Genomic DNA, 21,132 nt, shown 5'->3' on the forward strand with positions numbered 1-21,132 from the left:
TCTGTGAATTCACTTCATGCTAAATATCAAAGACGTCAATCGTTCCGGCGAGATGGAAGTGTTCACACGGGTCGTGAATGCCGGGACGTTCTCTGAGGCAGCGCGGCAATTGGACATGTCGCCGTCGGCGGTGAGCAAATTGATCGCACGCCTGGAAACGCGGCTGGGGGCACGCCTGTTGCACCGCTCCACGCGGCGCCTGGAACTCACCGCCGAAGGTGAGCGATTCAACAGCGAGTGCCTGCGCATCCTGGAGCTGATCGACTCGGCGGAGCGCGACATCGCCAATGTCGCCAAACCCAGCGGGCTGATTCAGGTCAACGCCAACCTGCCGTTTGGGCAGCATTGCTTGTTGCCCTTGCTGCCCGGTTTTTTCGCCGCCTACCCGGACATCACCCTGAATATCGAACTCACCGACACCGTCGTCGACCTGCTGGAGCGGCGTGCCGACATTGCCATCCGTACCGGCCCGATGAAGGAGTCCAGCCTGGTGCAGCGGCGTCTTGGGGAGAGCCGCCTGCTCACCGTGGCGTCGCCTGAGTACATTGCGCGCTGCGGCCAGCCGGACAACCTGGACGAGCTGCAACGGCACAACCGGCTCAGCTTCGGCTTCCATCGGCACTCCCAGGCCTGGGTGTTCCGAGGCGCCGATGGCCAGCGCGTCGAGATCGAGCCCAAGGGCAATACGCTGGTCAGTGATGGCGAGAGCCTGCGTCGTTGTGCCCTGGCAGGGCTGGGGATCGCCCGGCTGGCAAGCTTTCATATCCAGGACGACCTGGATGCCGGGCGCCTGGTGCCGATTCTGCAGGCTTACGACAGCGGTGAAACCGAAGCGATTCATGCGGTGTTTATCGGTCCCGGCCAGCAACTGCCTCACCGCGTCCGCGTCTTTATCGACTTTCTGCTGGATAGGCTCGCGCCGCAGTTGTCGCCTCAACGGCGCTGATCGTTTCTTCAGTCTTTGCGGATTGAGTCTTCGCCAATGGTTGAAAATCCTCGCTCCTGGCTTGGGGCATGATGGTGCGCAAAACAACAAAAGAAGGCGGCACACATGGATTACCAACTGAGCGGAAAAACCGCGCTGATCACCGGTGGCGCAACCGGCATTGGCTTGGCCATTGCTCAACGTTTCATCCTTGAAGGCGCCCGCGTGGTCGTCAGCGGTCTGCATCAGGAGGAGCTCGACTCAGCGCTCCAGGAGCTGGGTGAACACAGTCGGGGGATGGTCGCGGACCTGACGGCGCAAGGTGCCCCGGAGCGCCTGGTCGCCCTGGCGCTTGAGGCGGGGCCGATCGATTTTCTGATCAATAACGTGGGTATCTTCGAGGTCCGCGATTTTTTCGAAACCGACGATGCCCAGTGGCTTCATTACTTCAATGTGAATGTGATGAGCGGGGTGCGCATGACGCGCCTGGTGATGAAGGCCATGCTGGATCGCGGGCATGGCTCGATTGTGTTTATCAGCAGTGAGTCCGCGATCAAGCCACAACCGTGGATGGTGCACTACGGCGCGATGAAAACCTGTCTGCTGGGTATCTCCAGGGCGTTGGCCGAGTTGACCAAAGGCACCGCGGTGCGGGTCAACTCAATACTGCCGGGGCCGACCAGCACCGAGGCGGTCAAGTGTTATCACCGGGAAATCGCTGCGCAGAAGGGCATCACTGCCGAGCAGGTGGTGCAAGCCTACTTCGATGAAACCGAACCGACTTCATTGATCCGCCGCATGATCGAGCCGCAGGAAGTGGCCAGCAGCGTGCTGCACCTGGCGGCCTCACCGGCGCTCAACGGCATGGCAATGCGCGTGGAGGGCGGCACGATTCGCGCCATCGTGTGAAACAAGCCCCACGCCGTGGGGCTTGAGCGGCTGTCAGGCGGCGCCGTGGAACCGGGGCAACACATATTCGGCGAGCTCTTCCATGACCTCGACGATGGGCCTGGCACTGTGACGCAAGTGCAAGCCCACATGTTGCACGCCGGCTTCGCGCAGCGCCTGCAGCTCTTCGATCAATGCGTTTCGCCCGCCACGCCCGCCGAAGCGCAAGGTTTTCATCGGTGCATGCGGGTCGGCTTCAAGGTCCAGGTGCAGGAAAGTGATGTAGGGTTTGTCGCCCCCCACTTCGCGCCACAGGCGCACACGGCGCCGGTGTTCCTGGGCGGTTCCGGGGTAGGCGAGCCAGCCCCCCATATGCTCGCCGATCCAGTTCGGCGATTGCTGGCCAAGCCCGGCCACCAGCAGCGGGAAAGCTTCCTTGCGTTGCGGCAGCAACTCGGCACCCTGGGGCAGGCGTCCGGCTCCTTGGGTCTGCAGCAGTTCGACGGCACTGCGAAAAAGCGCGCCGCGTTGCTCGTAGTCGACGCCGAACAAGGGGTATTCCATCGGCCGGTCACCACTGGCAACGCCGAGCAGCAGGCGTCCGTCACTCAGTTCATCGATGCTGTTGGCGGCCTTGAGGGTCAGCCACGGTTGACGCAAGGGCAACACCACTGCGGCGGTGCCCAACATGATGTTGTCGGTGATGCCGGCAAGGTAGCCCAGGTAAGAGAAGGTCTCGAACACCTGTGCGGCGTCGCCGAAGTGCGGGTCGTAGACCGGTACGTCGCGCACCCACAGCGCGCGGAAACCCACGGTGTCCGCGAGCTTCGCCAGTTGGGCATGCTGTTTGATGTCGGGCACGCCAAAGGGGCGTTGCTCGGTGACGCGCAGGCGCTGGCCAGCAGTGGACCAGTCATTGTCCAGTGGCAGTTCCAGGCCGATCGAGAAGTGTGTCGGGCCGAGCAAACGTTGAAAGTGCGTGTTCATCCAGTCTCCTGCGCCCTGTGCAAGGCAGGGCATTACTACGGTTGATGCGCCGTAGTATCCCTGCCGCAGGTCGGGAGAAAAATGCGCTGGCGCGCACAATACTCTTGACTGCAATGCACAGCTGGGTAGTCAGGGCCTGGCCGGCAGACGCTTGAGGATCGCCTTGCCCACATCCAGTGCCGACGCCGGATTCTGCCCCGTCACCAGCTCACGGTCGATGACCACATGGCTGGTCCACGGCGAGGTGTTGCTGCTGTAGGTGCCACCGGCGTGTTGCAGTGCCGTCTGGGGATAGAACTTCATGGCGCCGCCTTTCAGCAGGCCTTTGGCGAGTTCTTCCTCCTGGTTGCTGATGACCGTGAATTGATAGCCGGCATAGGTCCAGCCGGTCGCGGTGGCGGGGTTGCCGTTTTCCAGCTGCTGGGTGAAGGACGTCGGGTCGGACAAGGTCGAGAGCAGGGCAATCGGACCATGGCAGACCAGCGCGGTGGTTTTCTGGTTGGCATGGAAGTGCTTCAGCAGTTTGCCCAGCTCGGCACTGTGCAGCAGGTCTTGCATCGGCGCATGGCCACCGGGCACGTACACGGCATCGAACTGCTCGTAGCCGATCTGTTCGACGCGCGACAGGCTGATCACCGGCGACTCACCCGGCGAGGTGATTTTCAGGCGTTCGAGCAGCACCTTGTGCACCTGCAGGGCCGCCGCATCGTTGTTGAAATAGGCCGCGTCGGTGGAGGATTTATCCAGCGTCGGAGCCTTGCCGGTGGGCGTGGCAAAGGTCACCGAGTGGCCGGCGTCGAGCAGCAATTTCACTGGCTGCATGAGTTCGTTCAAATAAAACCCAGTGGAGAAGACTTTGTTGTCCTTGAGGTCGAGGTGGTCGGCATCGGACAGCACCACCAGCACGTTGCTGGCCTGGGCGTGAAGTGCCGTGGTGAATACCGTCATTGCAAGGGCGATTCGGCTGAGTGCGCGCATGGGCGTTCCTGATTGAGAAGAAAGGGCCGGAAGGCTGGGCGCACTATATTCATGCCTGCGGTGGCGATAAACTCGCTGGCGAGAACAGCACCTGTTCGTTGGAGGCAAAAGTGAGCCGTCGATTCGATTATCTTGCGGATGTAGAAGTCTTCGTCACCGTGGTGGAAAAAGGCTCCCTGAGCGCGGGTGCGGTATGTTTGGCGACGACGCCGTCGGTGGTCAGCCGTGCGATTTCTCGCCTGGAAACGCGTCTGGGCGTGCAGCTGTTGCGGCGCACAACTCGACGCTTGAGCCTGACCCAGGCCGGTGTGCTCTACCTCGAGCAGTCCCGCGCGGCGTTCTCGTTGATCGACAATGCCGAACGCTCGATCCAGGGCCAGGAAGGCGCGTTGACCGGCCGCGTGCGCCTCAGCGTGCCGACCACTTACGGCCACTTCAGGTTGCCGCCCCTGCTGTGCCAATTCCACCGGCAGTACCCCCAGGTCAGCGTCGAATTGAGCATCAGCAATCGCAATGTCGACCTCGTCGCCGAAGGCTATGACCTGGCCATCCGCCTCGGGGCCTTGCCCGACAGCGGCCTGATCGGGCGCAAGCTGGAAGATGCGTCGTTGTGCGTGGTCGCCGCGCCCGACTACCTGCGCCGCGTGGCCGCTCCATTGAGCGTGGATGACCTGTCTGCGCATGCCTGCCTGCCGTTCGTGATGCCCAGCAGCGGCCGCGTCGGCCCCTGGCTGTTTCGCGAACAGGGAATTGACCGAGAGTGGCTGCCCCAGGCGACTGTGCTGGTAGCCGATGATGTCCTGGGCACGGTATCGCTGGCCGAGCACGGCATGGGGATCTGCCAGACCTACGAGTTTATTGTGCGCGAGCGCATCCGGAGCGGACGGCTGGTGCCCTTGCTAGAGCAGGCGGCAGGACGTTCGCGGCCGTTCTCGGTGATCTTCGCACCACATCGCCAACTGTCGGCGGCGGCGCGGGCATTGATCGATTTCCTGACCCGTGAGGTGAATCCGTTTCACAAGACAAGTGAATAAGGCAGCGGTTTATCGGCCTCTGCCCCCCTGGCGTTTGTGATAATTTTTCACTAATCAGCCAGTGGAGCAACGAACGTGGATAACAGAGCGGGTGAAATGTCGGTGTTTGTGCGCGTGGTGGACGCTGGCAGTTTTTCCCAGGCCGCGCGCCAGATGCTGATGACGCCCTCGACCGTGAGCAAACTGATCGTTCGCCTTGAGCTGCGCCTCGGCGTGCGCCTGCTGGAGCGCTCCACTCGCAAGCTGTCGCTGACCGACGAAGGACGCATCTACTACGAGCGCAGCATCGCCTTGCTGGCTGACCTCGATGATGTGGAGCGGGTATTGGCCCAGGGCGCGCAAAAAGCCCGTGGGACCGTGCGCATCAATGCCTCGGTGGCGTTCGGCACCTTGGCCATCGAGCCCAACCTGCCGGCGTTCTGGGACGCTCACCCGAATATCCAGATTAACCTGTCGCTGTGCGATGACATCGTCGATATGTACCTGGACCGCACGGACGTCGCCTTTCGGGTTGGCGTCTTGAGTGACTCGACCCTGCGTGCCAGGACCATCGGCGTGGCGCGGCGTAAGATCGTCGCTTCACCGCTGTACCTGGAAAAGCACGGCGTGCCTGAAACCCTCGAAGCCCTCAGCGAGCACAACTGCCTGAGCTTCAACTTCCGTCGTGCCACCCCGGTCTGGCCGATGAACCAGAGTGGCCGCATCGTCGATCGCATCGTGCAGGGCAACCTGCAAGCCAACAACGGCGAGACGGTTCGGCGCATGGCTATCGCCGGTGCGGGCATTGCGCGCCTGGCCGATTTTCATATCGACGAGGACATTGCCGCGGGCCGACTCGTCGAGCTGCTGGCGCACAACGGGCATGATTGCGAGGAAGTGCACGCGTTGTACCAGGGCGGCCAGCACGTGCCCCAGCGTATTCGCACCTTCCTCGACTTCATGGTGCCGCGCCTGCAGGCGTTTATGACGCGTGGTTAAGCCTGGGCTTCGACCACGCGCTTGAGGCCTTGCAGCCCGGCGGCATACAGCGCCTCGAAATGCGCGACAACCTCAGCCTCTTCCGCGCCCTGGACGATAAAGGTGCTGGACCAGCTCGCCAGTGTGCCGCCTTTGCCATCGTCCTTGGCCGCCATCGTGCCGACATAATCGATTACCGGCGACGGGCCTTCGAGCAAGGCGTAGCTGTACTGCCGGGCGTCTTCGTCAAACGTCAGCAAGCGCTCGACAATCAGCGCGCCGTCGGCGGTTTTCAGTTGGCGCAGACGCCCACCGTCACTCAGGTTGCTGCTGGCAATGACGTCCAGCCAGCGCGGCAGCCAATTGTAGCCGCCGAGCACCGACCAGACTTCGTCGACCGGGCGTGCAATGGCAATCGAGACACGTACTTCACTCATGGTTTTACCTCTGGGTTCATGGGCGCGTCCACTCGCAGACGCAATACATGGAAGGGGGGCCGACTGTCGTCCTCGCCCGCATTGAGCAAGGGGTGACGGTGCAGTTGATTGGCGGTGATATAAAGCCAGCGGCCCTGGGCATCCAGTTCGACGCCATCCGGCCAGCCGAGCAACCGGTCGTCCTGGGCGAGGATGCGATAGCCCGCGGGGGAGGCCAGGCCGATGGCGTTGTTGGCGATGTCGGTCACGTAGACGTTGCCTTCGGCATCCACGTCAAAGCCGTCGCAACAGGGTTTTTCGCACCAGTACTCCACGGCGGCGTCCAGTCGTGCAGCATCCGCCGGTTGCGCGAGTACTGTTGCGGCGATCCGGTAGACCTGGCGCGCCGACATCGAGCCGACGTACACCCAGCGGCCCAGTGGGTCGATGGCGATGGGGTTCAGGCCGTAGCGGTAAGGGATCACTTCGCCTTCCGGGGTACGCAGGGCCAGGGTTTTTCCCCCGATTTGCAGCGGTTCATCGCCCGGCATCAAGGCTGGATGGCACTCCAGCGCACGCCATGACAACCCGGTTTGCAGGTCGACGACGATAATCGCCGGGTAGTCGCTGGTGCCCGCCGGGTTCAGCGTCATGTCGGCGATGTAGATGCGTTGCTGGCGCCAGTCGATCACGAAATCCTGGGTGAAGGAGCTGGGGCGCAGCACATTCTGCGGTAACACGATCAGGCGTTGCAGGCGGTTTTCCTGGTCGTTCCAGGCAATCAGGCGTGGCTGTTGCTGCGGGCCGCCCATGTCCAGAATCCACACGATACCCTGTGGGTCGGTGCGGATGCCGATCACCGCCGACATACCGTGGCCCTGCGCGTCGGGCTTGCCCGCCCAGCGCGCATTCGGGTAAGGCGGGTGCTCGCCGTCGGCGGTCACGGCGCGCACCGAGAACGGCGGCGCGATGATCGCCGAGACGGACACCAGCACGCGCCCATCCGGCATGACGGTCGGGTTGCCCGGCCGCTCGACCGGGAACGTCGCCACGATCTCCAGGGCCTGGGTGCTCATGTCAATGCCTGCACGAAGGAGGCGGCGGTGCCGGCGGCCGGGTCGACGAAGATGATATCGCTGGGGTCGCGTCGCGGCGTGTCGACCGAGACCATGAACAGCGGATGCTCGAGGATTTCCGGCATGCCGTGGATGGTGAACTTCTTGAAGAACAGCATCTCGCCCGAACCCACTTCGAACGGCTCGCGGTCACCCATGAAAAAGCGCGCGCGGCCGGATAGGATGATCAGGTACTCGTCACAGGTGGCGTGATAGTGCGCCGGCGTCGGGTGATACACCCGGAACACACGGCCACTGGCTTCATCTTCGTCGGTCAGGCGGGTGTCCACCAACAGGGTGTCGGCGTTCTCGGGGAAGGTCTTGACGATTGCATTCAGGTCGAACGAGGCATGGGGGGCGGCCTCGACCAGTTTTTTGCGGGGGATTGCTGCGGACATCATGAAACCCTCATGTCAGGCGCACTGTGTTCAGTGCTGTCATCGTGTGGGGTCAGCATAAGCAGTGAGCCGTGGCCGGAGAACGCTGCGCGCGGGCACAAGATTTGAGAACTCAACGCACAGCTGGCGTCCCTGGCGCGTTGCGAATTCAATTCCAAACTGCTGCGCCCGGCGATGCATTTTTGCCAGGGATCGCATGGGGCATAGTGGGGTCCATTGATTATCGATCCCGCTGCGTTGGAGACACCCTATGCAAGTCAGAACTGCTGTCCTCAGACACATGAAGGTTGCCCCGCCCTACGCCCAGAGCAAGCCGATCAGCATCGAGACCATCGAGCTGGCGCCGCCGGGGCCGGGTGAGGTGCTGGTGCGCATCCGGGCTGCCGGCCTGTGCCATTCCGACCTGTCGGTGATCAATGGCGATCGCCCGCGACCGATGCCCATGGCGCTCGGCCATGAGGCGGCCGGGGTAGTTGAAGCCTTGGGCGACGGGGTCAGCGACCTCGAGCCGGGTGATCATGTGGTCATGGTCTTCATGCCCAGTTGCGGCCACTGCCTGCCGTGCGCCGAAGGCCGCCCAGCGCTGTGCGAGCCAGGCGCCAAGGCGAATGCGGCAGGCACCTTGATCAATGGCGCGGTACGCCTGAGCAGTGCGGCCGGGCAGGTGCATCATCACCTGGGGGTGTCGGCGTTTGCCGAATACGCGGTGGTGTCACGCAACTCGGTGGTCAAGATCGACCGCGACTTGCCTTTCGTCGAGGCTGCGCTGTTCGGCTGTGCGGTGCTGACGGGCGTCGGCGCGGTGGTGAATACCGCGCAGCTGCGCGTGGGCGCCACGGCCGTGGTAATCGGCCTGGGCGGGGTGGGCCTGGCGGCGGTGCTGGGGGCGCGAGCGGCGGGGGCGAGCCAGATCATTGCGGTCGACCTGTCGCCGGCAAAACTCGCACTGGCCAGGGACGTCGGTGCGACCGCCGTGGTCAATGGCGGCGACGCGGATGCCGTCGAGCAAGTCCGCCAGCTGACTGCCGGCGGGGCCGACTATGTGTTTGAAATGGCCGGTTCCATCCGTGCGCTGGACAATGCCATGCAAATGACTCGGCGCGGCGGCATGACCGTGACCGCCGGCCTGCCGCCACCGGGCTCGGCGCTGCCGGTCAACGTCGTGCAGTTGGTGGGTGAGGAACGCACGCTCAAGGGCAGCTATATCGGCACCTGTGTACCGCTGCGTGATATTCCACGCTTCATTGCGCTGTACCGCGATGGCCGGCTCCCGGTGGATCGGCTGCTAAGTGGGCGGCTGAAACTGGACGATATCAATGAAGGTTTCGACCGTTTGCACGACGGCAGTGCGGTACGCCAGGTGATTGAGTTTTGACGCGCGGGCTTTAACCCCGGTTATTTAAAAAGGTGGCTGAGAGGCCATCTTTTTTTACCTCGGTTATTTGCCTGGGGGTCAATATTGTTTTCGTTTTAACGTGGTTTATCTAAGTCCTTGAGTCACGGAAAATTCCTTTCTATTCAAATAAATGAAAGTGGGTCACGGGTTAACTTGTTGTTCTTGATCCTCTCTTAAAACATTCCATTACGGAGCAACTGACGTGCATTCTTCTATACAGGGGAAGGGGAGCTGTTTGTCCCTGAAAAAGCCCAACTGGGTTAAAAGTGCGGCACTTTCAGGCATCAGCCTGGCCGTGTTCGCGACGTTGAGCGGCTGTGGCGCAGACCACGCGAAACCGGCATCGGTGGCCCCCACGGTAACGGTGAGCAAACCGGTGAAATCGGTGATCACCGACTGGGACAGTTTCACCGGGCGCTTCGAAGCCACCGACTCGGTGGAAGTGCGCTCGCGGGTCAGTGGCTATCTGGAAAAGGTCGCGTTCCAGGACGGTGCCATCGTCAAGAAAGGTGATCTGCTGTTCGTGATCGACTCCCGTTCGTTCCAGGCGGCGGTGGTCCAGGCCCAGGGCAAGTTGGCGCAGGTGCGTTCGCAACTGGCCTTGGCCGAGCAGGAGTTTGCCCGCGCCAAGGTGCTGATCGAGTCCAGGACGATCGCGCGCAGCCTGTACGACCAGCGCTTGCAGGCGCGTCAGGCGGCGCAGGCCGAAGTGTTGAGTGCCGAGGGGGCGTTGAGCAATGCCAGGCTGGACCTGGAGTTCACCCGCATTACTGCGCCCATGAGTGGGCGCATCAGCCGCAAGCTGATCAGCGAGGGCAACCTGGTCAACGGCGGCAACAGCAGCGCGACGTTGTTGACCACCATCGTGTCGATTGACCCGATCGATATCTACTTCGATATCGATGAGCAGAGCTACCTCAAGTACCGGCGCCAGGCGCATACCGGCGGCAACCAGAGCCAGGTGCGGATCGCCTTGCCCGGCGAAAGCGAGCCGAGCATGAGCGGGCGCATGGACTTTATCGATAACCGGCTCGACCCCTCCACCGGCACCCTGCGCCAGCGTGCTCGCGTGAGTAACAAGGACCTGCAGCTGAGCCCGGGGCAATTTGGCCGGGTGCAATTCTCCAGCCAGGCGGCCTACCCGGCGTTGCTGCTGCCGGACACTGCGATCAGTGTCGATGCGACGCGCAAAGTGGTGTACGTGCTCAACCCGCAGGACAAGGTCGAGATTCGTCCGGTGACCCTGGGCAAATTGCATGACGGCCTGCGCGAAATCGCCGCCGGCCTGCAGGAACAGGACCGCGTGATTGTCGACGGCCTGCAGCGCGTGCGCGCGGGTGATACCGCAACCGCCAGCGCGCCGCTGGAGGCACAGCGATGAACCTGGGACGTACCTCTATCGAACAGCCGGTACTGGCCATTGTGCTGTCGATTGTTTTGCTGATTGTCGGCGGCCTGGCCTACCTGGTGTTGCCGACCTCCGAATACCCGGACATCGCCCCGCCTACAGTAGTGGTCACCGCGACCTACCCCGGGGCGTCGGCGCAGACCGTGGCCGAAACGCTGGCAATCCCCATCGAGCAGGAGGTCAACGGCGTTGAAGACATGCTCTACATGTACAGCCAGGCGATGTCCGACGGCAGCCTGAACCTGACCATCACGTTCAAGGGCGGCACCGACGTGGACAAGGCCCAGGTGCTGGTGCAGAACCGAGTGGCGCTGGCCACCCCGCGCTTGCCGGAGCCGGTGCAGCGCAGCGGGGTGACGGTGCGCAAGTCGTCGCCGACGCAACTGTCGACGATTTTCATCTCGTCGCCCAAGGGCACCTACGACCAGTTGTATGTCTCGAACTTCGCGATCCGCAATGTCGCCGACGTGCTCAAGCGCATCGATGGCGTGGGTGACATCAACCCGTTGGGGGCACGCGAATATTCGATGCGCATCTGGCTCGACCCGGAGCGTGTGGCGGCGTTCAACCTGACCCCGGCCGACATCATCGCCGCAGTGCGTGCGCAGAACACCCAGGTGGCCGGCGGCGTGATCGCCCAGCCGCCGGTGGCCTCCCAGGCGTTCCAGCCGAACCTGATCTTCGAAGGGCGCCTGAAGGAGCCAGCCGACTTCGACAACATCGTGCTCAAGTCGGGGGCCAGCGGGCGCCTGGTGCGGCTCAAGGACGTGGCGCGTACGGAGATCGCCGGGCTGGCCTACGTCAACAACACCTACTACCTGCGCAATCCGGCGATTGGTCTGCAAGTACTGCAGCGTCCCGGGGCGAATGCCCTGGCGACGATGAAAGTGGTCGAGGAGACCATGCAGAAGATCGGCAAGGACTTCCCCGAGGGCATCGAATACAGCATCGGCTACAACCCCACCGCCTTCATCGCCGACAGTATCGGCGAGCTGGGCAAGACCATCTACGAAGCCGTGATTCTGGTGGTGCTGGTGATCATGGTGTTTCTGCAGGGCTGGCGGCCGTCGATCATTCCGATCCTGGCGATTCCAGTGTCGTTGGTCGGCACGTTCGCCGTGATGGCGATGCTCGGTTATTCGATCAACAACCTGACCCTGTTCGGCCTGGTGCTGGCGGTCGGCATCGTGGTGGATAACGCGATCGTGGTGGTGGAGAACGTCGAGCGGCACCTCGCCGATGGCAAGAGCCCGCTGGACGCCACGCTGGTGACCATGCAGGAAATCGGTGGCGCACTGATCGCCATCACGCTGGTGCTGTGTGCGGTGTTTATTCCGACGGCGTTCATTCCCGGCATCTCCGGTGAGTTCTTCCGCCAGTTCGGTATCACCATTGCCGTGGCCACCGCGATCTCGCTGTTCAATTCGGTGACCTTGTCGCCGGCGTTGGCGGCGATGATTCTGCGCCGGCATGCACCTGAAGCAGAGCAGGCAAACATCGGCCTGCTCAAGCGTGCGGCGAATGGGTTCAACCGTGGCTTCCTGAAACTCTCGGCGAGCTATGCCGGCAGCGTGCGCGGCCTGGTGGGGCGGACGCCATTGATGCTGGCGATCTATGCGGTGCTGATCGCCGCCACCGCGTACTTGCTGGTGTCGACGCCCAAAGGGTTCATCCCGATTCAGGATCGCGGTTACCTGGTGGTGATCGTGCAATTGCCTGACGGCGCGTCGCTGGAACGTACCAACGCGATATCCCAGCAGATCGAAGCCATTGCGCTGCAGGTGCCTGGGGTGGATCGAGTGCCGACGTTCTCCGGGTTCTCGATGGTGACTGGTACCAGTTCATCCAACTCCGCCGGCCTGGCCCCGGTGTTCCAGCCCTGGTCCGAGCGCAAGAAGCACGGGCTGACCTCGGACAAGATCGCCGCAGACCTGCGTGAGCGGCTGAAAGTTGTCAGCGGCGCCACGGTGATTGTCGCCACGCCTCCGCCGGTACAGGGGTTGGGCAGTACCGGTGGTTTCTCGATGCGCTTGCAGGACACTGCTGGCCTGGGCACCGAAGCCTTGGCCAAGGCCACCGATGCATTGATCGCGGCTGCCAACGCTACCCAGGGCATGACCGGCGTGTATTCACCGTTCTCCGCCCGCACCCCGCAGGTGTTCGTCGAACTGGACCGTGAACGCGCGGAAATGCTCGGCGTACCGAGCAGCCAGATCAACCAGGCAATCGAGACCTACTTTGGTTCGTCCTACATCAACGACTTCAACCTGGTAGGCCGTACCTATCGCGTTACGGCGCAGGCTGACTTGCCGTACCGCGTCACGCCCGAGGACCTGGCGCGGGTCAAGGTGCGCAACGACGCCGGTCAGATGGTGCCGATTGCCAGCGTGACACGCCTGCATGAGGCTCTCGGGGTGGAGCGCTTCCCGCGCTACAACCTGTTCCCGACCGCAGAAATCAACGGCGATACGTTGCCGGGGCTGGGTTCTGAATTTGGTATCAAGACCATGGAGCGCCTGGCCCGGGAAACGCTGCCGGCCGGCATCAGCTATCAGTGGACTGACCTGAGCTACCAGCAGACCACTGCCGGCAACATGGGGCTGCTGGTGTTCCCGCTGTGCGTGATCTTCGTGTACCTGGTGCTCGCCGCGCAGTACGGCAGCTGGAGCCTGCCGCTGGCGATCCTGTTGATTGTGCCGATGTGCCTGCTGGCTGCGGCCGGGGGTGTGCGCCTGATGGGCCTGGATATCAATATCCTCACCCAGATCGGTTTTATCGTGCTGGTCGGGCTGGCGGCGAAGAACGCGATCCTGATCGTCGAAGTGGCGCGGCAACAAGAGAAGGAAGGGCAGGGCATCGTCGACGCCGTGGTCGAAGCGTGTCGGCTGCGTTTGCGGCCGATCCTGATGACGTCGCTGGCGTTTGTCCTCGGTGTGCTGCCGTTGGTGATGTCCGAGGGCGCAGGTTCGGAAATGCGCCAGGCCGTAGGCGCGGCGGTGTTCTTTGGCATGATCGGCGTGACGTTGTTCGGGCTGCTGTTCACGCCGGTGTTTTATGTCTTGATCCGCCGCCTGGCCGGTGGCGAACGCTCGATCCAACTTCAACAGGGGCTGTCCCATGAATGATCTTCTACGTACGCCGGCCTTGCTGCTCGGCGCCGCACTGCTGAGCGCCTGCGCCTCACCGGTGCAGCCTCCCAGCATTGAGGCGCCCGTCGCGCAATTCGTCAACGCGCAAACCCCGCAGCCACTGGGTGTGCCGGCACAATGGTGGACGCTGTATCAGGACCCCTTGCTCAACCGCCTGGTGGCGCGTGCCCTGGCCGAAAACCTTGACCTGCAGATGGCCCTGGCCCGCATCGATGCCGGGCGCGCGCTGCGCAACATCGCTGAGGCATCCGGCAGCCCACAGGTGGACCTGGACGCCAACGCCGCGCGCCAGCGGATCTCGGCCGACCAGGCGGGGTTCAGCGACCCGCTGATCACCGAGCCGAGGTCGGTTGGCCTGGGCGCAGCCTGGGAGATCGACCTGTTTGGCCGTATTCGTGAAGGGGTGAGGGCGGCCGACGCCGATTTCCATGCCACCGAGGAGCAGGCCCAAGGGGTGCGCATTGCACTGATCACCGACGTGGTGCAGGCCTACGCCGAGGCGCGTGGCCTGGAGGAACGGCTGGCTATCGTCAAGCAAAGTGCGGCGAGCCAGGCCGAGACGCTGCAACTGACCGAGCAGTTGTACGCCGCCGGGGGCAGCCCGGAAGCCGACTTGCTGCGCGCCCGTTCGCAGTCTGGTTCCACCGCCGCGCAAGTGCCGGCGCTGCAACTCAGCTGGCAGCGCTCGCTGCATCGGCTGTCGGTGTTGCTCGCCGAGCCTGCCGAGACGCTGTACCAGCAGTTCACGGCGACCCCGGCAACGGTGGCCACGGTCTCGTTGCTTGACGCGGGTACACCGGCCGACGTGTTGCGTCGTCGCCCGGATGTACGTGCCGCTGAAGCGCGCCTGATTGGCGCTTATGCGCGCGTCGGCGTGGCCAAGGCGGACCTGATGCCGCGCCTGAGCCTGTCGGCGGCACTTGGCTCGTTGATCGACGGCGTGAGTGCGGCGAGCCTGGCCAACTCGACATTCTGGCTGGCCGGCGTGAATGCCAGCGTGCCGGTACTCGACGGCGGACGGCGACGCAACGTCGTCGACTTGCGCGATGCCGAGGCGCGGCAGGCGTTGCTGGCGTACCGGCGTACGGTGCTCACGGCGGTGTCGGAGGTGGAGTCGGCCCTGGCGGCGGCGCAGCGCAATGCTGAGCGCCAGCAGTTCCTGGCCAGTGCGGCGAGCCAGGCAAGTTCTGCGGCCGAGCAGATTCAGCGCGCCTGGCAGGCCGGGGAAACGCCGTTTCTGGATGTGCTGCAGGCGCAGCGGGTGCAGTTGGCGGCGCAGAACGCGCTGGCCCAGGTCAAGACCGCGCAATGGCAGAACCAGGCTGCGCTGGTCAGCGCACTGGGCGGCTGACGGCAGCGGGGGAGCAGGGCTTGCCTGCTCCCGTCGCCTTCAGATTTTGTCGATCGGCACGCCGTGGTTGTTCTTCCACATCAACACCACGGCGCTGGCGATGACCGCGACCACGATCAAATAGATATTGAACATCCAGCCGATATTCTCCGAGTACAGCCAGGTGGTCAGGTACGACGCCGTGCCGCCGAACACCGCCACGCCCAGGGAGATGCATACCCCGAACATGCGTGTGCGATAACGGGTGGGAATCTGTTCGGAAATCGATGCCGGCTTGCAGCCGGTGATAAACCCGACCAACAACAGGCCGGCGGTTTGCGCCACCATCAAGGTCCACGGCTCGCTGGAGATCAAGCCCCACAGCGGGAATAGCGTGGCGGCAATCCCCAGCAGCGAAATCAACGCGGAAATCTTGCGGCCCCACTGGTCCGACAGCCACCCGGAAATGGGCAGGAACACCAGGTAGATCACCTGTGCAATGCAGCTCATGGTGAAGGCGCTGCGCGGGTCCATGCCCTTGACGCTGATGGCGTAGATCGACGCCGAGGTGACCCAGGTGTAGTAGGTCAATGTCGCGCCGGCTTCATACAGGAACAGGCGCACACCGTGCTGGAGGATCTTGCCACGGCTCCACGCCGCTGCCGACGACTCGGCACCGACGCTTGGCGAGTGCTCGCTTTCCATCATGTTGCGTCGCAACCACAAGGCAAACACCGCCAGTAGGCCACCGGTGGCGAAGGGCAGGCGCCAGCCCCATTCCTGCATTTCGCTGGTGGACAGCAAGCCGGTGAGCAGTGCCATGTAGAACGTCGCGAGCAACGAGCCGGACCCTACGGCGAGAAACACCGTGCTGGACCACAGCCCACGCCGTTTCGGCGGGGCGATTTCGGCGATATAGGCATACGACGTGGTGGTCTCGCCGCCGTGGGCGAAGCCTTGGATCAAGCGGGCCAGCAACAGCAGTCCGGAGGCCCAGCTGCCAATTGACTCATAGGAGGGAATAAACGCGATCAACAGGCTGGCGCCGGCCATCAGCAGCATCGTGCTGAGCAGCACCATGCGTCGGCCCAACCGGTCGGCGAGGATGCCGAAGAAGATCCCGCCAATCGGGCGCAGTACAAAACCTGCGGCGAACACCGCCAGGGTACTGAGCAGGGCGGAAGTGGGATTGCTTTTGTCGAAGAGGGCGGCGGCGATATACACCGAGGCCACGGTATAGATGGTCCAGTCGAACCACTCCAGCAAGTTGCCAACGCCAGTGGCGACCAATGATTTTTTGCGCAGGGACGTGCGTGTCTTGCCGTGCCCGATCGCGTGATCGGACAGGGTCTCGGTGATGTTATTCATTATTGGCTCCGAGAAATGGGGTACCGCGTGGGAGCGAGCGCGCTCGCTCCCGTGGGCAGGCGTCAGGCGTTGAGGTGGGCCAGGGCGACTTCCTCGATTCCGGCGGCATCGAGTTTGTAGTGCTGGTACAGGTGCGTCGGCGGGGCGATCAGGCTGTATTCGTCGTAGATGCCGTGGCGCTTGAGCTTCACGCCGACACCTTCGTCGGCCAGCACTTCCGCCACGGCGGCGCCCAGGCCACCGAGCACGTTGTGTTCCTCGACGGTCATCATGCGTTTGCTGCGGGCGGCGGCGCGCAGGATCGCGTCACGGTCGATCGGCTTGATCGAGGCCATGTCGATCACACCCACCGAACGACCTTCGGCATTCATCTTGCGAGCTGCTTCCAGGGCGGCGTGCACAGTGATGCCGCAGGCGATAATGGTGAGCTCTTCGCCTTCGATGTGCTCATGGGCCTTGCCGAACTCGAAGACCACATCGGCGTCGTAGACCACCGGATCGCGACCTCGGCCGATACGGAAATACACCGGCTTGTCGTAGGTGGCAGACGCCTTGATCGCCGCCGCCAGTTGCGCACCATCGGCCGGCGAGACCACCGCGAGGTCGGCAATCGAGCGCATGGTGGCGATGTCTTCGGTGGCATGGTGCGAGGTGCCGTAGAAGCCCAGGGAAATCCCGGTGTGGTGGCCGATCAGGCGCACCGGCTGTGCCGAGTAGGCCACGTCCATGCGGATTTGCTCGCAGCACAGCAAGCCGAGGAACGAGGCGAAGGTTGCCACGAACGGCATGACCCCGCAGGTGGCCAGGCCGGCGGCGGCGGTGACCATGTTCTGTTCGGAAATACCGAACTGGATGTAGCGCTCGGGGTACTCGCTGGCGAACTTGTTGAGCCCGTTGGAGTACTGCAGGTCAGCGGAACCAGCCATCACCGGGTAGCCTTCGCGGGCCAGGTCGATCAGCGCGTCGGACAGGAACGACAGGCCCGGGTTCATCGCGTTGAGGCCACGGTACTGCCAGGAATTGGGGGAAAGAGGGGCGTTCATGTTCAGATCTCCATGGCTTCAATTTCAGCGATAGCGCGTTTGGCGTCTTCCGGGTCGAGGTAACCGAGGTGCCAGCCGGGCTCGGTCTCCATGTAGGAGACGCCTTTGCCCTTGACGGTCTTGGCGATGATGCAGACGGGTTTGTCGCGGCTCTCATCGGCTTTTACGCGGCGCAGGGTCTCGGTGACTTCGGCGATGTTGTGCCCGTCGATCACGTGCACTTCCCAGCCGAACGCGCGCCATTTTTCATCCAGCGGTTCGATGCCGATGACGTCGTCGACCGAACCGTCGAGCTGGAAGCCGTTGCGGTCGACAATCGCGATCAGGTGCTTGGCCTTGTGATGGGCGGCGCCCATGGCGGCTTCCCAGACCTGGCCTTCCTGCATTTCGCCGTCGCCGAGCATGACGAACACGTCATAGGTTTCGCCGGTGAAACGTTGGGCCAGGCACATGCCCAGGCCGCCGGAAAGGGCGTGGCCGATGGAGCCGGAAGAGAAGTCGATACCGGGTACTTTGCGCATGTCAGGGTGATCGCCCAGAGGGCTGCCCAGGCGGGTGTATTCATCGAGCCACTCCTTGGGGAATACGCCCAGGTCCGCCAGGATCGGGAACTGGCCCACGGCAGCGTGGCCCTTGCCCATCAGGAAGCGGTCGCGGCCCGGCCACTTCGGTTCTTCGGGGCGAATCGTCATCACGTCGTAGTACAGCGCGGCAAACAACTCGGCGGCGGAGAACACCGAGGTGTAGTGGCCGGTCTTGGCGATTTCGATCAGGCGGATGGTTTCCAGGCGAACGAATTTCGCCCGGTCCTTGAGCCGTGCAACGGTCACGGCATCGGGCACAAAATCGCTGGCGCGCCACTGTTCGAGCGTTTTTCGGGGTGCAGACATCTCTACCTCCAATCACAGGCATGAATGTGTTGAAGTCGACTTTCAGGCGCGGGGCTTGAACTTCAACGGGTGGGGTGTGGGTTCAGTTGTGGATGGCTCAGTGGGTCAATCCTTCGAGCGCGAGCATGGCCGCGATCAGGTCTTCACACGTCAGCGGGTTGCCCGAGGCCGTGGCAAAGTTGCGGGCGTGAGGCGCTTTCAAGGTGGGCTCGGCGACCTGCATCAGCACCGCGCGGTCGATAACAGGCACGCCCAGTTCGGACAAGTTGCGGGGCAGGCCGATGCGTTGATAGAAGCCCAGCATGTCGCCCAGCAGTTCAGCGTCACGGTCTTCGAGTATCAGCTGGACCAGCAAGCCATACGCGACTTGCCAGCCGTGCACCTGCTGTTGTGCGCCGGGGATTTTCGACAGGCCGCGGGTCATCGCATGGGCGATGGACAGGCCACCGCTCTCAAAGCCCAGGCCGCTCATGAGCAGCACGGCCTCGATCAGATGATCGAAGGCCACCGTCACTTCACCGCTGCCAGCCTGGGCCAGCGCCGGTTCGGCGTATTGACGGATAACGCGGTAGCACTCCTGCGCCAGTACCAACCCGGACAGCGCCGGGCGTGCACCGAACATGTTGACACCGCCAGCGTTGAAGCACTGCTCGGCTTCGAATTTCTTGGTCAGCGCATCGGCGATCCCCGCCAGCAGGAATGCGCGCGGTGCCTGGGCGATCAGCCCGGTGTCTACCAGCACGTAGCGCGGGCTGACTAACAGATGGCCGACTTCGCTGAGTTGGTGATGGGCGTCATAGACCACATAGTTTTTCGACGTGGGCGCATCGTTGGAGGCCACGGTGGGCATGGTCACCAGTGCACGGCCCGAGCTATGGGCGAGGGCCTTGCCGGCGTCGATGCACTTGCCGCCGCCGACCGCCAGGATCAGGTCAAACGCAATGCCTGCAGCGGCAGCGCGCAAACCGGCGATCCCGTCGGCGGTGATTTCGCCGTCGAAGGTGAGGTAGTGCAATGCCACGTCGGCTTCAGCGCAAGTGGCATCGAGCCGCTCGCGAATCAGGCCCAGCACGTAGCTGTCGATGACCACCACGGCAGTGCGCCCGCAGTGCGCCAGGTAGGTACCCGCCTGGGCAAGTACTTCAGTGCCCTGGACGTACCGTCCGGGCGAGCCGAAAACCAGATTCATTCAGCACCTCTCACTGTATTGCTCATTGTTATTTGAGTCTCGACGGCCAGTCGCCGCAGTCTCGATCTTATAGTGATGCATGATATATCATGTTTTTAGGCGGTCAAGCGCTCAAATAGCCAGCGTCTACTCAGGCGACGGAATACCCGCCATCGACCGGCAGCGTAGTCCCGGTGACGTAGCGCGCGTTGTCGGAGAGCAGGAACGCAATCACATTCGCCACGTCCTCAGGTGCCCCCCAGCTTTTCATCGGGATGCGGGCCATGATTCCGGCCGAACGGGCCGGGTCTTCGAACGCTCGTCGCGACAGATTGGTAAGGATCCAGCCGGGCGCCACCGCATTCGCGCGCACGCCGTCAGTCGCCCAGGCCACCGCCATGCAGCGGGTCAGCTCGGAGATCGCGGCTTTGCTCGAGGCGTAGGCGGGGGTTTTCGCCGAACCAAAAATCCCCCACATCGAGGCGAAATTCACCACCGCACCGCGTGCGGCTTTCAAACCGGGCAGGGCGGCATTGGTGATGCGCAGGACGGCGTTGAGGTTGACGTCCATGACCCGACCGAAGCCTTCCAGCTCCCACTCGCGGTTGTGGTCGATGATCCCGGCGGCATTGACGATGGCATCCACGCGTTCGAACGGGGCGAAGAAGCGGTTCACCGCGTCGTCGTCGGTCACGTCCAGTTCCTGATAGTGGATGCCGGAAATGTGTTGCTCGGGCTCGCCGAGCCCGACGGTGAACACTTCATAGCCATCCGCGTGCAGGCGTTGCGCGGTAGCCAGGCCGATACCCGAACCACCGCCGGTGACGATTGCTGTCTTTTTCATGGTCTTTCCTTGGGGAGTAAAAACGGGCGCTCAAACGCCCGCTTGGGAAAACAGAAACTCGGCGAGCAGGTCCACCTGGCCGGTGATCATGTGCGCGCCTTTATGGATGATGCAGCCACGCTCGGCCGCTGCGCTGAGCAGGGGCGTGATGTCTGGGTTCATCACCACCTCACCGACAATCGTGCCGGCGGCCAGGGTCTCGACGGGCAGCGGCAGCGGATCTCGAGCATTGAGGCCCAAGGCGGTGCCATTGATCACCACGTCAAAGCCGCTGGCATCCGCAGGGCCGGCGTTGACCCTTTTGCCGGGGAACATCAGGCGCAATTCCAGTGCCAGCGCCTCGGCTTTGGCCGGTGTGCGATTGCTGATCACCAGTTCCTGGATATCTTCGGCCAGCAACGCGTGGGCGATGCCGGTGGCCGCGCCGCCGGCACCCAACAGCAGCACGCGTTTGCGGCCCAGGTCATGGCCCTGTTTTTTCAGGCCGGCGACAAAGCCGTCGCCATCGAACATACGTCCGGTGAAGCGTCCGTCCGCCAGGCGCTTGGCGACGTTGCACACTTTCAGCAGCAGGGCAGTGCCTTTGAGTTCATCGCACAAGGTTGCCACCTCCAGCTTGTGCGGCACGGTGACGATCACCCCCGCGAGGTTTTCAATGCCGCGCAAACCTTGCCAGGCCGTGGCCAGGTTCGCCGGCGAGACTTCCCATGGCACCAGTACGCCGTCGTAGCCAAGGCGTTCCAGCAACGGGTTGAAGAATTCGGGTGTCCGCAGGTGTTTGGCGGGGTAGGTCAAGTGCACGACGACGCGCGTTTTACCGCTGATAGGCATGGCTGGA

General features: G+C 63.2%; 19 protein-coding genes. 8 read left to right on the forward strand and 11 right to left on the reverse strand.

Annotated features, from left to right (window positions below; translation table 11 throughout):
* Window positions 1-16: 16 nt before the first annotated feature.
* Both AC07SI_RS08895 and AC07SI_RS08900 read left to right on the forward strand, forming a co-directional pair.
* Complete coding sequence (locus tag AC07SI_RS08895; RefSeq protein WP_065905605.1) at window positions 17-946, forward strand: LysR family transcriptional regulator; 930 nt, start codon at window positions 17-19, stop codon at window positions 944-946.
* Window positions 947-1,051: 105 nt separating this feature from the next.
* Window positions 1,052-1,834: an SDR family NAD(P)-dependent oxidoreductase gene (locus AC07SI_RS08900; RefSeq protein WP_495005566.1), complete on the forward strand. Its 783-nt coding sequence runs from the start codon at window positions 1,052-1,054 to the stop codon at window positions 1,832-1,834.
* Between the two features lie 33 nt (window positions 1,835-1,867).
* Here the strand turns inward: AC07SI_RS08900 and AC07SI_RS08905 are convergent, their stop codons facing one another.
* Window positions 1,868-2,800 carry a TIGR03571 family LLM class oxidoreductase gene (locus AC07SI_RS08905; RefSeq protein ID WP_495005567.1) on the reverse strand — a complete coding sequence of 311 codons (933 nt, stop codon included), beginning with the start codon at window positions 2,798-2,800 and terminating at the stop codon, window positions 1,868-1,870.
* Window positions 2,801-2,929: 129 nt separating this feature from the next.
* Entirely contained in the window at window positions 2,930-3,778 is an 849-nt protein-coding gene (locus tag AC07SI_RS08910; RefSeq protein ID WP_495005568.1) for a type 1 glutamine amidotransferase domain-containing protein, read from the reverse strand.
* 110 nt (window positions 3,779-3,888) lie between these two features.
* Here AC07SI_RS08910 and AC07SI_RS08915 point away from each other — a divergent pair, with 110 nt between their 5' ends.
* Window positions 3,889-4,812, forward strand: coding sequence for a LysR substrate-binding domain-containing protein (locus AC07SI_RS08915; RefSeq protein WP_213552284.1), 924 nt, complete (start codon window positions 3,889-3,891; stop codon window positions 4,810-4,812).
* A gap of 75 nt (window positions 4,813-4,887) precedes the next feature.
* Window positions 4,888-5,790 (forward strand): LysR family transcriptional regulator, encoded by a 903-nt coding sequence (locus AC07SI_RS08920; RefSeq protein WP_201143956.1) that lies wholly within the window; start codon window positions 4,888-4,890, stop codon window positions 5,788-5,790.
* Here the strand turns inward: AC07SI_RS08920 and AC07SI_RS08925 are convergent.
* Genes AC07SI_RS08925 through AC07SI_RS08935 form a run of 3 tightly spaced genes read right to left on the reverse strand, consistent with a single transcriptional unit; the run spans window position 5,787 to window position 7,701 of the window.
* Entirely contained in the window at window positions 5,787-6,206 is a 420-nt protein-coding gene (locus AC07SI_RS08925) for an SRPBCC family protein (RefSeq protein ID WP_120448126.1), read from the reverse strand. The two genes, AC07SI_RS08920 and AC07SI_RS08925, sit on opposite strands and share 4 nt — an antisense overlap.
* Window positions 6,203-7,261 (reverse strand): L-dopachrome tautomerase-related protein, encoded by a 1,059-nt coding sequence (locus AC07SI_RS08930; RefSeq protein WP_495005569.1) that lies wholly within the window; start codon window positions 7,259-7,261, stop codon window positions 6,203-6,205. Before AC07SI_RS08930 ends, AC07SI_RS08925 begins: the two co-directional genes overlap by 4 nt.
* Window positions 7,258-7,701, reverse strand: coding sequence for a cupin domain-containing protein (locus tag AC07SI_RS08935; protein WP_495005570.1), 444 nt, complete (start codon window positions 7,699-7,701; stop codon window positions 7,258-7,260). The genes AC07SI_RS08930 and AC07SI_RS08935 overlap by 4 nt, the downstream gene beginning before the upstream one ends.
* Window positions 7,702-7,948: 247 nt before the next feature.
* Here AC07SI_RS08935 and AC07SI_RS08940 point away from each other — a divergent pair, with 247 nt between their 5' ends.
* The 4 genes from AC07SI_RS08940 to AC07SI_RS08955 all read left to right on the forward strand — a co-directional run bounded on the left by AC07SI_RS08940 (window position 7,949) and on the right by AC07SI_RS08955 (window position 15,002).
* Complete coding sequence (locus tag AC07SI_RS08940; RefSeq protein ID WP_065905613.1) at window positions 7,949-9,073, forward strand: zinc-dependent alcohol dehydrogenase family protein; 1,125 nt, start codon at window positions 7,949-7,951, stop codon at window positions 9,071-9,073.
* 256 nt (window positions 9,074-9,329) lie between these two features.
* A complete protein-coding gene (locus AC07SI_RS08945; protein WP_065905614.1) occupies window positions 9,330-10,475 on the forward strand; it encodes an efflux RND transporter periplasmic adaptor subunit in 1,146 nt (381 codons plus the stop codon).
* A complete protein-coding gene (locus AC07SI_RS08950) occupies window positions 10,472-13,627 on the forward strand; it encodes an efflux RND transporter permease subunit (RefSeq protein ID WP_282395701.1) in 3,156 nt (1,051 codons plus the stop codon). Before AC07SI_RS08945 ends, AC07SI_RS08950 begins: the two co-directional genes overlap by 4 nt.
* On the forward strand, window positions 13,620-15,002 hold the full coding sequence (locus AC07SI_RS08955; RefSeq protein ID WP_495005571.1) for an efflux transporter outer membrane subunit: 1,383 nt from the start codon (window positions 13,620-13,622) through the stop codon (window positions 15,000-15,002). Before AC07SI_RS08950 ends, AC07SI_RS08955 begins: the two co-directional genes overlap by 8 nt.
* A 39-nt stretch (window positions 15,003-15,041) precedes the next feature.
* Here AC07SI_RS08955 and AC07SI_RS08960 read toward each other — a convergent pair whose 3' ends face one another.
* The 6 genes from AC07SI_RS08960 to AC07SI_RS08985 form a co-directional block, all read right to left on the reverse strand.
* Window positions 15,042-16,349 carry an MFS transporter gene (locus tag AC07SI_RS08960; RefSeq protein ID WP_065905617.1) on the reverse strand — a complete coding sequence of 436 codons (1,308 nt, stop codon included), beginning with the start codon at window positions 16,347-16,349 and terminating at the stop codon, window positions 15,042-15,044.
* 62 nt (window positions 16,350-16,411) lie between these two features.
* Window positions 16,412-17,392: a transketolase family protein gene (locus tag AC07SI_RS08965; protein WP_201143960.1), complete on the reverse strand. Its 981-nt coding sequence runs from the start codon at window positions 17,390-17,392 to the stop codon at window positions 16,412-16,414.
* 2 nt (window positions 17,393-17,394) lie between these two features.
* Window positions 17,395-18,282 (reverse strand): transketolase, encoded by an 888-nt coding sequence (locus AC07SI_RS08970; RefSeq protein ID WP_065905619.1) that lies wholly within the window; start codon window positions 18,280-18,282, stop codon window positions 17,395-17,397.
* Window positions 18,283-18,379: 97 nt separating this feature from the next.
* Entirely contained in the window at window positions 18,380-19,471 is a 1,092-nt protein-coding gene (locus tag AC07SI_RS08975; protein WP_495005572.1) for a glycerol dehydrogenase, read from the reverse strand.
* A gap of 130 nt (window positions 19,472-19,601) precedes the next feature.
* Window positions 19,602-20,294, reverse strand: a complete 693-nt coding sequence (locus AC07SI_RS08980; protein WP_495005573.1) for an SDR family NAD(P)-dependent oxidoreductase — start codon at window positions 20,292-20,294, stop codon at window positions 19,602-19,604.
* Window positions 20,295-20,324: 30 nt separating this feature from the next.
* Entirely contained in the window at window positions 20,325-21,125 is an 801-nt protein-coding gene (locus tag AC07SI_RS08985) for a shikimate dehydrogenase family protein (protein ID WP_120448132.1), read from the reverse strand.
* Between the last annotated feature and the right edge of the window lie 7 nt (window positions 21,126-21,132).

Source organism: Pseudomonas sp. GW821-FHT05D12 (assembly GCF_059419825.1).